The 13533-nt window shown below is 45.3% G+C and carries 18 protein-coding genes and 1 pseudogene; 10 read left to right on the top strand and 9 right to left on the bottom strand.

Going from position 1 to position 13533, the window contains the following annotated elements:
* Positions 1–273 precede the first annotated feature (273 nt).
* The 5 genes from CWM47_RS17985 (at position 274) to CWM47_RS17965 (ending at position 6052) form a co-directional block, all read left to right on the top strand.
* Positions 274–1473: a LysM peptidoglycan-binding domain-containing protein gene (locus tag CWM47_RS17985; protein ID WP_100989620.1), complete on the top strand. Its 1200-nt coding sequence runs from the start codon at positions 274–276 to the stop codon at positions 1471–1473.
* A gap of 7 nt (positions 1474–1480) precedes the next feature.
* Positions 1481–1693, top strand: coding sequence for a hypothetical protein (locus CWM47_RS17980; protein ID WP_100989619.1), 213 nt, complete (start codon positions 1481–1483; stop codon positions 1691–1693).
* On the top strand, positions 1690–2484 hold the full coding sequence (locus tag CWM47_RS17975) for a TIGR02757 family protein (RefSeq protein WP_100989618.1): 795 nt from the start codon (positions 1690–1692) through the stop codon (positions 2482–2484). Before CWM47_RS17980 ends, CWM47_RS17975 begins: the two co-directional genes overlap by 4 nt.
* A gap of 98 nt (positions 2485–2582) precedes the next feature.
* Complete coding sequence (locus tag CWM47_RS17970; RefSeq protein WP_100989617.1) at positions 2583–3614, top strand: aldose 1-epimerase; 1032 nt, start codon at positions 2583–2585, stop codon at positions 3612–3614.
* A gap of 209 nt (positions 3615–3823) precedes the next feature.
* Entirely contained in the window at positions 3824–6052 is a 2229-nt protein-coding gene (locus tag CWM47_RS17965) for a tetratricopeptide repeat protein (protein WP_100989616.1), read from the top strand.
* 49 nt (positions 6053–6101) lie between these two features.
* Here CWM47_RS17965 and CWM47_RS17960 read toward each other — a convergent pair whose 3' ends face one another.
* The 6 genes from CWM47_RS17960 to CWM47_RS17935 form a co-directional block, all read right to left on the bottom strand.
* Positions 6102–6404, bottom strand: coding sequence for a DUF1330 domain-containing protein (locus CWM47_RS17960; RefSeq protein ID WP_100989615.1), 303 nt, complete (start codon positions 6402–6404; stop codon positions 6102–6104).
* A gap of 116 nt (positions 6405–6520) precedes the next feature.
* Positions 6521–6943, bottom strand: coding sequence for an LIC_13387 family protein (locus CWM47_RS17955; RefSeq protein ID WP_100989614.1), 423 nt, complete (start codon positions 6941–6943; stop codon positions 6521–6523).
* Between the two features lie 105 nt (positions 6944–7048).
* A complete protein-coding gene (locus tag CWM47_RS17950; RefSeq protein ID WP_100989613.1) occupies positions 7049–7639 on the bottom strand; it encodes an HD domain-containing protein in 591 nt (196 codons plus the stop codon).
* A gap of 405 nt (positions 7640–8044) precedes the next feature.
* Entirely contained in the window at positions 8045–8227 is a 183-nt protein-coding gene (locus CWM47_RS38185) for a hypothetical protein (RefSeq protein ID WP_157815994.1), read from the bottom strand.
* Positions 8228–8690: 463 nt separating this feature from the next.
* Positions 8691–9185: a tryptophan-rich sensory protein gene (locus CWM47_RS17940; protein ID WP_100989611.1), complete on the bottom strand. Its 495-nt coding sequence runs from the start codon at positions 9183–9185 to the stop codon at positions 8691–8693.
* Positions 9186–9257: 72 nt separating this feature from the next.
* Positions 9258–9767, bottom strand: coding sequence for a Crp/Fnr family transcriptional regulator (locus tag CWM47_RS17935; protein WP_206170663.1), 510 nt, complete (start codon positions 9765–9767; stop codon positions 9258–9260).
* A 494-nt stretch (positions 9768–10261) separates the two neighbouring features.
* On the opposite strand from CWM47_RS17935, the gene CWM47_RS17930 reads away from it, so the two are divergent.
* The 5 genes and pseudogenes from CWM47_RS17930 (at position 10262) to CWM47_RS38180 (ending at position 11910) form a co-directional block, all read left to right on the top strand.
* Positions 10262–10501, top strand: coding sequence for a transposase (locus CWM47_RS17930; protein ID WP_100989609.1), 240 nt, complete (start codon positions 10262–10264; stop codon positions 10499–10501).
* Positions 10502–11083, top strand: coding sequence for an IS110 family transposase (locus tag CWM47_RS17925; protein WP_100989608.1), 582 nt, complete (start codon positions 10502–10504; stop codon positions 11081–11083). It begins immediately after the preceding gene.
* A pseudogene (locus tag CWM47_RS40290) lies at positions 11079–11126 on the top strand (hypothetical protein); the annotation flags it as partial. The gene CWM47_RS17925 and the pseudogene CWM47_RS40290, both read left to right, overlap by 5 nt.
* 6 nt (positions 11127–11132) lie before the next feature.
* A complete protein-coding gene (locus CWM47_RS17920) occupies positions 11133–11399 on the top strand; it encodes a hypothetical protein (RefSeq protein WP_240625943.1) in 267 nt (88 codons plus the stop codon).
* Between the two features lie 136 nt (positions 11400–11535).
* Entirely contained in the window at positions 11536–11910 is a 375-nt protein-coding gene (locus CWM47_RS38180) for a hypothetical protein (protein WP_157815993.1), read from the top strand.
* Positions 11911–12002: 92 nt separating this feature from the next.
* Here CWM47_RS38180 and CWM47_RS17915 read toward each other — a convergent pair whose 3' ends face one another.
* The 3 genes from CWM47_RS17915 to CWM47_RS38790 form a co-directional block, all read right to left on the bottom strand.
* Positions 12003–12839: an Rpn family recombination-promoting nuclease/putative transposase gene (locus tag CWM47_RS17915; RefSeq protein WP_100989606.1), complete on the bottom strand. Its 837-nt coding sequence runs from the start codon at positions 12837–12839 to the stop codon at positions 12003–12005.
* A gap of 74 nt (positions 12840–12913) precedes the next feature.
* On the bottom strand, positions 12914–13192 hold the full coding sequence (locus tag CWM47_RS17910; RefSeq protein WP_100989605.1) for a hypothetical protein: 279 nt from the start codon (positions 13190–13192) through the stop codon (positions 12914–12916).
* Between the two features lie 53 nt (positions 13193–13245).
* Complete coding sequence (locus CWM47_RS38790) at positions 13246–13512, bottom strand: hypothetical protein (protein WP_170069435.1); 267 nt, start codon at positions 13510–13512, stop codon at positions 13246–13248.
* Between the last annotated feature and the right edge of the window lie 21 nt (positions 13513–13533).

Raw genomic sequence — 13533 nt, 5'->3', positions numbered from 1 at the left:
TGCCTTACTACCTCTTTGTAGTTAAACATCAAACGACCGCTTCTGTTCAGGTGGTTCTGTTTTAAGGTTTTTTAACAGCATAAAACGGTATTTTTGTCAAAACTTCGTCGAAAATTGTAAATTTCGTATGCTGTTTACCCCCTTATGACGCATACATTCTAAATTCGGTCGAGTATAAAACTACCCCATAATTGTGTTAATTTTACCTATTAAGCCGTTTATAGAATTGGCCGTTGTCTATCACTTCGACCGCTTTCCGGCTGCCAATAACCCATGAAAAAAATTTCACTTCGTTCCGCATTGTGGCTGGTAGGCAGCATACTATGCATCCATGCTGTCCAGGCCTATCCATCCTTTCCTGTAAAGCCAACCGTTACCGATTCCATTGGTGTTGAAAAAAAAGACGGCAAACGATTTATTTTACATCGTGTTAATGAAGGCCAGACGCTTTACGCCATTGCCCGACGCTATGGCCGCTCCGTTGCCGACATTAAGGCGGCAAATCCAACGTTGAAAGATGCCGTTAAATATGCTCAGATCGTCCGGGTTCCAATTCCGGACGGTACGCTAAGCCGGAAAGAAGAGAAGGTGATCGACAAAGCGGTTAAGAAACAGGAAAAAGCGGAGAAGAAGGAAGCCAAAGCAGCAAAAGCCCAGAAGCAGCCAGAGAAAAATATAATCAAGGCCGATGATCCGGCAAAGGCGGGCATCCACGTAGTTGAACCCGCCCAAACGCTTTACAGCTTAGCCAGCCGATATGGCGTGTCGCAGGAAGATCTGCGTAAATGGAATAATCTCTCCGGCAACAAAATGCTAATTGGCCAGGCGCTTATTGTTTCCGAAAAAGCGTATCTGGACCGTACACCATCGGCTCCATCTACACCTGCACCCGCAGCCAAAACGCCCGATCTGCCAACCCGTCGGAATACCCCCGATCCCGCACCGCACGTAGCTGTTCGGCCTACCGAGCCACGCCCCACAGAGCCTAAATCGACGACACCCGCCGACCCTAAACCCGAGCATAGCCGTCCAACACCGACCGCCCCCGCTACGACAAAACCAACCGAGGCCGAAACCCATCCAACAACAAAACCCGCTGAAAAACCAACGGAGAAACCCGTGGAGAAGTCGCCCGAAAAACCAGCCGAAATCATCGAGCCACCCCGGCCCGGAAACGATGCACCCATGCCAACGCGGGGTCGACGGATATCGAACAGTGGTGTGGCCGAGATGATTGAAGGAAATGATGGTTCGGGCAAATACCTGGCCCTTCACCGGACAGCGCCCATAGGCACACTGGTACAGGTACGAAACGAGTTTAACAACCAGAGCTTGTGGGTAAAAGTCATCGGCCGGTTACCTGATACAGGTGTTAATGACAAGATTCTAATTAAACTATCGACACAGGCCTTCGCGAAACTTTCACCCGAAGATCGGCGTTTTCGGGCAGAGGTCAGTTACATAGTTCGATAGCTCATTTATGGAAACGAAAGAAGAACGTATTGCCCGCCGTCACCGGGAACGCGACGAACAAATGAAAGCCACCCCCGGCTACCTTACATTCAGTATCATGTTCACGCTGGCTTATCCGTTCATTGCGGTCTTCACGTTTCTCATGTCGAGCCTGTTAGCCTTATTCTCAGGAATTTCAACCGCAATGGCCTGGATTGTTAGTGGAGGAAAAAGTAAATGAATGATGAGTTAATCATTAATACCAGGCATTACGCGTCAGTAAAGGATTTTTTAGATACGAAGGCCGATCAATACAATCGGCCTTCATTTATTGAGCGTGACCCCATTTCGATTCCCCACCGCTTTAGCCTGAAACAGGACATTGAGATCATGGGTTTCTGGGCGGCTGTGCTGGCCTGGGGGCAGCGGCCGGTCATTCTGAAAAAATCTACTGAGCTAATCGACTTGATGGATGGCGCTCCTTACGACTTCATTCAACATCATGAAGAAAGCGACTTAAAGCGATTTCTGGCCTTTAAACACAGAACATTCAACGCAATCGATGCGCTGTATTTTCTTCATTTCTTCCGACAGTATTTTCAGAAACACGACTCGCTGGAAGACGCTTTCCTGAGTGACCCGGCCGGAACCGTAGAAGCGTCGCTCATTGCTTTTCATGATCGTTTTTGCGGCCTCACCGATTTTTTTCCTGAACGAACCCGCAAGCACATCGCTACCCCCGCCCGAAATTCGGCCTGCAAACGGCTACTGATGTTTTTGCGCTGGATGGTTCGGCAAGACGATCGGGGTGTAGATTTTGGCGTGTGGACACGCCTGAAACCAGCTCAGTTAGTCATCCCGATTGATGTTCACGTAAACCGGGTAGCTCGCCATTTGAAGTTGCTATCCAGGCCACAAACCGACTGGAAAGCTGCGCTCGAACTCACCGAAACGCTCCGGCAATTTGACCCAACCGATCCCGTACGGTATGATTTTGCGCTTTTTGGGGTTGGCGTTGAAGGCGAGTTGTAACGTTGACCCAGCGCACGATTTGCTTATTTTTATGCGCTTTATCAAAACAATACAATCGTTGGAAGGCTTACTTATTGACTGACTGCATCTTTTATATCATGCCCTTTCAGATAACAACCCAGCCATTTGGCCCATTGGCCACCGGAGCGGAACCGCTTACCGAATACATCCTCGAACACACCGAAACGGGTGAATTTATAACAGTCATTCCAGAATACGGGGGTATTCTGCGCCGATTGGTTTTGCGGAAAGGACATCATTTATTCGCTTTACTCCAATCGCCCGATTCACCGCAGGCACTTCTGAGTGACGAGAGTTACGCCAGTGCGTTGCTGTACCCGTTTCCGAGTCGTATTCGACATGGCATTTATCATTTTGATGGCGAAGATCATGCGCTGAAGCTCAATGAGATAAAGCGCGATAATTCCTTGCACGGTTTTGTTCATGGCCGTGTCTTTTCGGTCGTTAGTCAGGAAGTTACCTCGACACATGCCCGGTTAGTAGTTGAATACACGTATGAAGGCGATACCGTTGGCTATCCTTTCCCGTTCACCCTGACGGTTACGTATACGTTAGTTCAGGCTAATTTGCTACCCAACGGAAACCATTCCGAAAACGACCGTATGTGTGCGCTGGAAGTCAAATATTCGGCACTTAATACAGGTTCCAGACGCTCTCCGGCTGCTTTTGGCTGGCATCCCTACTTTACGTTTACGAACGAATCGGTCAATAACATGAGCCTGTCACTGCCGAATCGCACGCCTGTTCTCCTCGATGAGTACATGATCCCAAAGGGTAAACAGGCGTTCGAGCCAGCCGCCACAATTGAGCTGAATGACGTACAAATGGATACCGCTTTTGCTATCGAACCAACCAGCAATCCCGAAAATCCAAATCCTTTTGCCGAAACCATACTCACCTCCCTTGACATGGGGATTCAATTGATCGTAGGACAGGAAACCGGTGAAAACAAACTTAATTATCTGGTTTGTTACACCCCCATCCGGCGCGATAGTATCGCTATTGAGCCTCTAACGGCCAATGTAGATGCCTTTAATAATGGCGAAGGCCTAACAATTTTAAATCCGGGAGAAACACTTTCCGGTACTATCTGGGTACGGCTGGAATAATTTCCGATTACGGCTAGTCTAACTAATCAGGAACTGACAATCAGTTCATTCATGGACAAATTTGATTACCGTAATTTTATGTTCGGTCGTTGATTAAGTCATTGCCTATAAAATCCATGTTATAACTCTGGAAATTAATACGTTAATGTATATTGACATTTAATTGGCAGGAAGGAGTGTATGCATATTTTTTAAGGTTCTTATCCAGCATGAAATATCTGACTACCGTTGTAATTATCCTCTTCAATCTAGCTACGCTTCAGGGACAAAGTTTAAAACTAGACAGTCTGGATCGTCTTATTCGTCAGGCCACAACAGATACCGGACGGATTAATCGAATCAATGCCAAGATTAATCTATTGAGTCAGATAAATATTGATTCAGCTATAAGCCTGAGCATCAAAACAATTGCTGATGCCCAGCGAATCAAGTACCCACAGGGGGAAGGTATTGCCCGAATACGATTAGCGTTTAACTACAGCGTGAAGGGGAATTATGCCGCAGCCAAAGCGAACCTTAAAGCAGCCGAAGCAACCTACATCGCCTTAAACGATACGGCTCGTTTAATAAAAGTGTATAATACCTATGGTGCTATGTATGGCATGCAGAGCAAGTACGACAGCTCTATTATATTCTTTGAGAAGGGTATGGTGTTGGCCGAGCATTCTGCCAACAAGTCTGATTTAGGCTCGATTTATTTAAACATCGGCATTTCCTACGATATGCAGTCGAATCGACCACAGGCACTTCGATATCAACAAAAGGCTTTGACTCGGGCCGAATCCACCAAAGATGTTAATACACAAGCCTATTGTCTGGTCAATATGGCCAATACGTATAAGCTGATGGGTGACTGGAAAGGAGCCGAGCAACGATACTTACGGGCTATCAAGCTGTCCAATCAGGAAGGTATAAAGAATGTGGAGTTATATGCTTATACCAATCTGGTGGATGTGTACAGTGAAATGAAAGCTCCTGAAAAGGCGTATGAAGTTGCTCTTAAAGCAGCAGCACTGGGGAAAGAAACAGGTGATCAGGCCATTCAGGCAACCAGTTTATCGAAAGCCGCCACGAACCTGGCCCGACAGAAAAAGTTTGCCGAAGCCGAAAAACTGAACCGGCAGGCGATGGCACTCGCCGATGCCACCAGGCAACCGCTGAACATTCACCAGACCTACGCGGCCATGGGGACAATCCTGAACCAGCAGGCCCGTTACCCAGCCGCGATCCCTTATTACGAGCGCAGTTTCGACGTGCTTAAAGAGGCCGATATTTATGATTCACAAACGGGAGAGATCTACGCGGAGTTGTCTGCCTGCTACGAGAAAACCGGCAACTACCGCCGAGCGTTGGATACGTATAAAAAATCGGCGGCTATTACAGATTCAGTACGGGGCAAAGAGAATGTTCGTAAAGCCACGGAGTTGTCCATGAATTATGCGTTCACTAAAAAACAACAGGCAGCAGATGCCGAACAACAAAAACAAAATGCACTGGCCCAAACCCGTCAATGGGCACTAGTGGCCGGTATGGGCCTGATGTTACTCGTTGCTGCCATAAGTTTATACGCTTATCGCACAAAACAAAAAGCGAACGCCTTGCTTGAGCAACAGAAGAAAACACTTGAGCAAACGCTCGCCAAGCTTCAATCCACCCAGACCCAGCTTATTCAGTCGGAGAAAATGGCTTCCCTGGGCGAGTTGACAGCCGGCATTGCTCACGAGATCCAAAACCCACTAAACTTTGTGAATAACTTCTCGGAGGTGTCGGCAGAACTTCTGGAAGATATTCGGGCAGAACGAAAAAAGGAGCAACGTGATGAAGTGCTTGAAGAAGAGATACTGGGCGATCTTTCGGGGAATTTAATAAAGATAAATTATCACGGCGGGCGGGCATCGAACATCGTCAAAAGTATGCTCGAACACTCCCGAACGGGTACGGGCCGTAAACAGCCCACCGATGTTAATGCCCTTACAGCGGAGTATCTGCGGCTGGCTTATAGCGGCCAACGCGTAAAAGACAAAGATTTCTATGCTGATCTCGTTACTGACTATGCTGATGACCTGAACAAGGTCGACGTTGTTCCGCAGGAGTTGGGACGGGTGCTGTTGAATCTGTTTAACAACGCTTTTTATGCAGTCGGGGCAAAACGGCATGCTGGTCTGGATGGGTACCACCCAACTGTACACATTAGCACTAAACAACAGAATGGGCGGGTCGAAATTCGCGTCGTCGATAATGGTACGGGCATTGCTCAGCCCGTATTGGCCAAAATATTCCAACCCTTCTTTACAACGAAGCCTGCCGGTCAGGGTACAGGCCTTGGCTTGTCGTTAAGTTATGATATTATCACGAAGGGACATGGTGGCCGGCTAACGGCAAAGAGCCAGGTTGGTGAATTTTCTGAATTCATTATTGATCTGCCCACAGCCGGTTAAGCACATTTAGCAGATACGGATTAGTAGCCTAAAGCCAGTTAGGTACAACCTACAGTTTTACTCCTTGAATCAGGATAGCTGTTCTTACCGATTGCTCTTTCAGGTGTAAAAACTGCTTCCAACTTTCGTCTTGCTGGAAAGCTGCCAGGTCCTGCTCCGAGTCAAATCGCACAAAATGTATTTCATAAGGTTTTTCCATACGTTGCTCAATATATGCATCATCAGTTGGTCGTATTCGTAGTAAAAGTTGTCCGTTATACTTCCCGATCAATGGAATGGCAACCTCTTCGAACTGATTGAACACTTCTTCCTGACCTTCCTTAATGAAGATTAACTGAGTTAAGTAAATCATATGGGTGGAGGATTTCGATTGATGCCTTATTTAATTGCGTTGAAAACTATATTTCTGAACGTGCTCGCTGTTATCGGAAGGCCGCCCCACACAAAGAAAAGTAATAGCGCACTAGATCATATATTCAGTAAGGTGAGGCTATAGGAAATAAGAAAACAAGCTAACGTGATTGATAACCCTATGAAGGGGATATTGAACCAATATTTTTCTGCCAGCCAAATGTAAAAGCCAATTGTAAGAATATTAAAAAGAAAAAAGAAATGATCGGATTGTAAAATTCTAAAATACTGAAGGGCTAGATAGACATTAATAACGCCGATAAAAATTGCCCCACTGCTATGACTGCCATTAAAACCAATCCACGCTTTCCACATGGTTATTTTCTGGGTTGAAATGGGCGATGAAACTTTCATTTCTTCAATCATCCTTGCATTTTTTGACGAAAATACGTCGGTAAAAAATGTATAATACAAGTGAGTAATTCCTAATAGGAAAATAAATACTGAACCTGTTATCCAGAGGTATTTTGCCAGCATCATCTTATTTTTTAATTTAATACTACAGCAATTTTCCCTCTCTATGTTGAGCTGAAAATGCTTCTTGGAGGATAGGTATACCGCTCCAGAAAGTTGCTGTACTTTACATTACTTTTTTAGTATTCCACGATCAACACTTTCATTGATTAGGCCCTCTGCGTAATCCCAAACTATAGTTGACCCATTTTTAATAGCTTTTTTCTTGTCATAAACCTTTTGGTAGTTTACATCAAATTCTACCCAGGTCCCACCATCATTTGACGTATTTTGTAGTAGCGGTTCAAACCTATCCATTGCTCTGGCAAATTTCGCTTCATTGGTTGAACATTCCTCAAACTCTTCCCAAACTGCAATAAACTCATCAGCTTGCTCTTGTGGTAACAGCCCAAATATTCGTTTTGCGGCAATTAGTTCTTCACGAGTATTCGTGTGATTTTTTTGCGTGTCATAGATAAATGTATCACCCGCATCAATCTCCACAATATCATGGATCAAGACCATTTTCAGTACTTTTAGTACATCGACTGGAACATTTGAATGCTCTGCTAAAACAATTGTCATCATAGCTAAATGCCAGCTGTGTTCAGCATCATTTTCATGCCTGTCACTGTTAAATAACCTGGTTTTACGCTGTATATATTTGAGCTCATCAATTTCCTTTATAAAATCGACCTGCTTCAATAGATTGACATTTTTCATTTTTATTTATGGTAAAATCCACCTGCCTGATATACAAAAATACACCAATAACTCTACCTGGTCAACGGGGGTGTTTTGCCTATCGGCCGAAAACTAAAAATGAAAACTCAATCTTATAAAACAGGTCATTCACTTCATCCCACAAGATCCGAAATCCGATAACTTTGTAAACATACACTCAACACCGCTGAGTATTGATGGTGACGCAGGAGTCTTTACACACATGGCCGGATGTGTTGTAATTCTATAATACACTGATAATCAAAGGCCGTAAACTTACAGCCTGTTGGGAATTTTTTCCCAAAAACACGGTGGTGGTTGGGCTGAACGCTTTCATTATGGGTCGATCAAGCTGTCGACGGAAAGCTACCCCCAGGCGGAGCGAAACAAAATCATATCAGGCTGTTACTGTGTTGGCTTCTTTTTCGGAAATAACAGTAGAGAAATTGCAATGGCGACGATGCTGAAAAAGCCTCCTACCACCAACAAAGAATCAGTCGGTACGCCCAAACCAACAAAAAAAGAAAGTAAAAAGACGAAACCGGCGACGATGCCAAGTAACAAAGAAAGTTCTTTTCGATTTGTCATAGCAGACTAAGTTTTATGATTTAAATCCTTATTGAGTATTTCTCCAAAGGGCGTTCGGCTTGTCAGTCGCAACCCCGTAGTGTAAATATAACCTTAGCCTGTCGGGGCGCTCCCTTTGTCACACAGAAGCAGCAAATGCAAGCACTAAACTCGACTTACCAAAACGTTCAACCTGTCAACCGAAACCTACCAAGCAAGCACTTGTTGCATTTCCACCCAATGCTCCAAAAGGCTGATGATGTGCAATTTAGCTCACGTTTACAAGGTCACTTCTACCTTTACACCCTTTGTAAGTTGGTCTAAAAACGCTCCTTCGGGGGCGAGCAACCTGTCGCTCGAAAACATGCCAATGCGGAGCCCACACAACGCACTTACCGTAACCGACGAATGGGGCGAACTGCTGACAAAGCTCCAAACGTCAATCCACACTTGTAGCAAACCCCATTTTAGTAGTTATTGTCAGTCAAAAATGGATGGGGTTGTTTACCCACAATGCTATTTTGAAAATTGCAGTTATGGGCATCCATAATATCAAGGGCAACAAATAGTAAAAGGCAGCTTTTGAATACCTTGAAAATATCCATCCCAAAAGTAGTGAGGTCAACACTCCGTTAATATCCATAAACGTCATGATTGCTGGATTGCCATTTGAAACGTTTGCAATTGGTAGAAACAGAAAATTTGTCAAGAGAATAGATATATAAAAAATTATAGCCCCCCTAACGTCAAACTCTTTTCTTTTCACCCAAATGTGTCCTGCTGCCAAGCCCATTGTTGGATATAAAATTACCCACACTAGCCAAAATACCCAAAGTTGTGGATATATTTTAGGTAGATGATAAGTTCTCTCCAATGGGAATAACGCAAAACTAATATAAGCCGTCAGTAACCCGATTATTAAAGTGCCTATTGAAAATAGGATGAGTATTTTAATGTTTTTGTTCTTTGAAGCTTGCATCTCTTTATTGTTTTATGATACAAACTTCAAAATAAAATGCTTTGACAAAATTGCCAAATGGCAATTAATATGCTACTTGATGTTTTTTCTAATTCTACTTAATGAGGTTTGCGTAATACCCAAGTAAGATGCAAGTTGTTTTAGTGGGACTTTTTGTAAAAGGTCTGATTGTTTCATCATACCCAAATAACGCTCTTCGGCTGTCATAGTTTGATAGCTCAATATCCCATTTATGACTTTAAGGAAAGCGTTTTCCCAAATTTGTCTGCCAAATTGTTGCCACAAAGGAAATTGTCTATAGAGTAGTTCCATTTGAGACTTGTCAATCGTTAGCAAAGTTGAACTTTCAATTGCATGAATATTAAATTGTGTTGGTTGTCCTGATTTAAGGCTATTGAGTTCAGTGAAAAAATCATTTTGAAAAGCCAACCAACCTGTTATTTGTCTGTCGTCTTTGTCAAAGTAAATGCGAAGTCCGCCTGATTTGATAAAATAATACGATGTTACAATTTGCCCTTTTTTTATAACAAACTTGTCTTTGTCAATAGTCCGTTCTTGAAAATTTGAGAGGATAGTTTGCAAATCGTCGTTAGAAATATTGATTTGTGATTTTATGAAGTTGCTCAACTCTATCATAATCTTTCTGTGGAAGGCATGGTCTGTTAATTACCGCTAACTCTCCTAGTACCGCACTTTCAACACAAAATACGTACCACGCATTTTGTATTACTGTATCATTCAGGGCCTTATCTGTCGGGGCTTGCCACATACCGCCGGTAACCCGCCTTGCGCGCCCAATTTGGACCCGCCACCCAACGCCCATATCTTTGGATCCAAGGTTATTCGCTTAAAATAATGCAATTTGTAGCCCAGTCATTGGTGAGTAGAAAAAGCTTGAACCCAACGCAAATGCGTCGCTATAAAGACGACATACATCGTGTGGCTTGGCCCTACTCACCACCCTTTCCGGTAGAATGAACAGTACCCAAGGACGAGGCATAGCCTCGATCCAGCATTATGTGCAAAGTCGGGAAAGTTAATGACCTAAACAAGTGTTTCCCCCAACCTATTTCACTATGGAAGCGAACCTAAAACCGCTCAAATATGGTGTTGGTATTGACATGGGTAAGGATGAATTTCATGCCTGCGTCAGTGCTATCGATCCTACTCAACGCGTTAAAGTAAAGGCGACCCGAGCCTTCAAAAATACTCCAACCGGCATTCTTGATTTCCTCCAGTGGAGCGACCATCATTGTAAAGAGCCGGGTATACTTGTCCATTATTTGATGGAAGCCACAGGGGTCTACTACGAGTAATTGGCTCTGGCTCTACACCGCCAGCAGGTGCATGTTTGCGTAGTCTTACCCCAGAAAGCCAAGTACTACATCAAAGCCCTGGGCATCAAAACAAAGACCGATGGGGTTGATGCTCAGGCACTGGCTATGATGGTTTGTCAGCAGGCCCTGGAAGCCTGGAGACCCATTAGCGAAGCCATGTATATCCTACATCAGCTAACCCGTCAATATACTGATCTACAAACCTTTAAAACGCAGGTAAATAATCAACTGATGTCCCTTGAAGTAGGCATGTATCACTCGCTGACGGTTAAAGTGCAGTTGAAAACGCTCATCGCTGAGTTGGATAAACAACTGGCCCAATGTCTCAAACTTATCCACAAAGCTATCAAGGAGAATGCCGAATGGAAACGAAAAACCGAGCAGATCTGCCGCATCAAGGGCGTGGGCGAACTGACCGTAGCCAATCTGATCACCGAGACCAACGAGTTCGCTCTCTTCGAGAATCAACGGCAACTGGTGAGCTTTGCAGGCTATGACGTGGTAGAAAATCAAACGGGGCCGCCCGTGCGGTGGCAAACGGGTAGGCAAGACCCGCATTAGTAAACGGGGCAACACTCGCATTCGACGGGCGTTACACATGCCGGCTTTGATGATGGTGACCTTTGAGCAAAGACCCTTCATTGACCTCTATGAACAGGTCTTTAAACAGACTAATATCAAGATGAAAGGCTATGTAGCCGTGCAGCGCAAACTGCTCACGTTGATCTTCGCTTTGTGGAAAAAGGACGAGCCCTATGATCCGACTTACGAGCCCGTGACTCAAAAAAAAGTAGCCCCAACTCAAGAGGCTACCCGGCATCAACCCCAGGGGGCCGTGCTTAAGGAAGTAAATATAGGCGAGTTAGTGGACTCTTGAAATATTACCAGCGTTTTTCTTGGATTGGAAGACAGTACCACACGGGTGTTGATGGTGGGCGAGTCACTCACCTGAACACGAGTCACTTGCACCTTTACACACCCGTTATGTTGGGCTGCAAACTCACCTTCGGGGCGTGCTCCCTGTCACCAGGAAGTCAACCCACGCGGAGCGGACAACCACGCACGGAACCGATTTGTATAGACCAGCGCGTAGCTCAACCACCGGTACGCCGGAGCGGCACTTAACCGATTTTGGCCAACCTGCCCACCGGGGCGTTTGCCTTGTCGACCGGAAGCGGCCCAACTTGTCCAAGCCCGCACTCAGGGCGGTTCTGGTGTCGACCCAAACCGGCCAAAGAGCCAAACCACTGGCCTGTCGGGGCGGCTCCACTGTCGCCGGCAGCCCGCCTAACGAGCCCAAAGCGAACCGTTGGCACGAGCACTCTGTCGCCGGTAACCCGCCTTGCACGCCCATTTTGGCCGGTTCACCCAACGACCACGGGTGTTGATGGTGAGCGAAGAGAGCCTTTACACCCCTGCCCACGTTGGGCTGAAAACGTTGAATTTGGGACGTGCTTGCTGTCACAGGAGAGATTGAATACTATTCGTTTCTTTTTTGGATTTCTATAACTATATCAGTAGAGACACCAACAGAATTAGCGATTTGCTCAATTGTTAAAATTTCAAGAGCTAATAAATTCTTTACAGTCTCTTTTTTGACCTCTATAATTCTTTGCTTTTCTGCTTTGACCGCTTCAGCATTGGCCGCTGTCACACGGGCAAAGTAAGCTCTTTCCTCTGGAGTCATTTTCCGGGTGTCTAACTCATCAATGGCCCGCTTAAGCCATTCCTCATTCCAGAAAGCAGGGTACTGAGTCGGTTCGGTTGTATGGAGCGTCTTCATAGTATAAACTAATTTCTCTAAGTCAGTCTCTATCTCAGCTACTTGTTCGTTAAACTTAGCCAATTCTACGGTGATAAACGTCATTTGAGTATCAATGATTTCACCGGTCTCGCTTCGTAGATTAGCAACGGTATGAAAATGAGCCGTTGGCAAAATGCTCTTCGCTAAAATGGCGATGGCATAGATTTTGGGCAGGTTGGCATAATCAAACTCTCCTCTTTCCACGACCGTGTTAAACTTGTGAAGTGCATAAAACTTCATGCGTTGCACAAAATGTGGTGCAAAACCTAATTGCATTTCAACAATGAACTGACTTCCGTTTTCGTCTGTACAGGCTAAATCAAAAATGCCACTCCGGCTGTCAATAGTCAGAGCCTCGAAAGCATTTTTATCGAAATGTACTTCTTGGATAGGTGTATCCGATTTGATAAGGGCCTGCAAGGCTGTACGAAGGAACAAACTGTCAGCTTCGTTGCCGAAAGTAGCTTTGAAGCCGTAATTTGAAATAATGGGAATGTAAACGCCTGTCTCCATTTAGCAAAGTTAATCGAAACATAGAAACGTGCGTCTTGTCAGCGGTAGCCTGCCCACGCGGAGCGTAACTTTTATTAATTCAGTTTTGCCGTCAAAGTTTCATAACTCTCATCATCGCAAGATTCACGTAGCTTTTGCAGTGTTTTTGCTGCATACTCATTCGAGACCAAGCCCTCTGCAATCAATTCAACACCTTGTATAGCGCCCTCAATGGCTGACCATATTTGGCTTTGCATAGAACCGAAGACGGTTTTCTCGTCAGGGTGGCCAACACGGGCAAAACCATCTCCATCACCGCTATACTCATGATATAGTTTGAGTCTACCTATGGTAATGAGTGTCTGCTTTATCATTGTCACTAGTTTGAATTATCAGCCGAGCCGCCGAAATGGAAGCTTGAGTTCGCCTAACCGGAGCGTTCAACCTGTCGACCGGAAGCTGGCAAATGAATCCAAAACGACCTGTCGGGGCGGCTCCACTGTCGCAGGTAACCCGCCTTTGACGCCCATTTTGGACGAGCCACCCAACGACCATGAGTGTTGATGGTGAGCACATACCTCAACTCAACACGAGCCACTTGCACCTTTACACACTCATCATGTTGGGCTGCGGACCCTCCTCTGGGACGTGTGCCCTGTCGCCGGTAAGCTATTCCACGCGGAGCGGACAGCAATGCACAAATCCTTTTTTGAAA

Origin of the sequence: Spirosoma pollinicola (genome assembly GCF_002831565.1) — a bacterium.
GTDB classification, from domain to species: Bacteria; Bacteroidota; Bacteroidia; order Cytophagales; family Spirosomataceae; genus Spirosoma; species Spirosoma pollinicola.
The sequence above is the reverse complement of the archived record's forward strand: the minus strand, read 5'-3'. Positions and strand labels throughout refer to the sequence as shown.

Coding starts and splice junctions, on each gene's coding strand:
- CWM47_RS17985 (WP_100989620.1), top strand. CDS start 274: ATGAAAAAAATTTCACTTCGTTCCGCATTGTGGCTGGTAGGCAGCATA.
- CWM47_RS17980 (WP_100989619.1), top strand. CDS start 1,481: ATGGAAACGAAAGAAGAACGTATTGCCCGCCGTCACCGGGAACGCGAC.
- CWM47_RS17975 (WP_100989618.1), top strand. CDS start 1,690: ATGAATGATGAGTTAATCATTAATACCAGGCATTACGCGTCAGTAAAG.
- CWM47_RS17970 (WP_100989617.1), top strand. CDS start 2,583: ATGCCCTTTCAGATAACAACCCAGCCATTTGGCCCATTGGCCACCGGA.
- CWM47_RS17965 (WP_100989616.1), top strand. CDS start 3,824: ATGAAATATCTGACTACCGTTGTAATTATCCTCTTCAATCTAGCTACG.
- CWM47_RS17960 (WP_100989615.1), bottom strand. CDS start 6,404: ATGATTTACTTAACTCAGTTAATCTTCATTAAGGAAGGTCAGGAAGAA.
- CWM47_RS17955 (WP_100989614.1), bottom strand. CDS start 6,943: ATGATGCTGGCAAAATACCTCTGGATAACAGGTTCAGTATTTATTTTC.
- CWM47_RS17950 (WP_100989613.1), bottom strand. CDS start 7,639: ATGAAAAATGTCAATCTATTGAAGCAGGTCGATTTTATAAAGGAAATT.
- CWM47_RS38185 (WP_157815994.1), bottom strand. CDS start 8,227: ATGACAAATCGAAAAGAACTTTCTTTGTTACTTGGCATCGTCGCCGGT.
- CWM47_RS17940 (WP_100989611.1), bottom strand. CDS start 9,185: ATGCAAGCTTCAAAGAACAAAAACATTAAAATACTCATCCTATTTTCA.
- CWM47_RS17930 (WP_100989609.1), top strand. CDS start 10,262: ATGGAAGCGAACCTAAAACCGCTCAAATATGGTGTTGGTATTGACATG.
- CWM47_RS17920 (WP_240625943.1), top strand. CDS start 11,133: ATGATGGTGACCTTTGAGCAAAGACCCTTCATTGACCTCTATGAACAG.
- CWM47_RS17915 (WP_100989606.1), bottom strand. CDS start 12,839: ATGGAGACAGGCGTTTACATTCCCATTATTTCAAATTACGGCTTCAAA.
- CWM47_RS17910 (WP_100989605.1), bottom strand. CDS start 13,192: ATGATAAAGCAGACACTCATTACCATAGGTAGACTCAAACTATATCAT.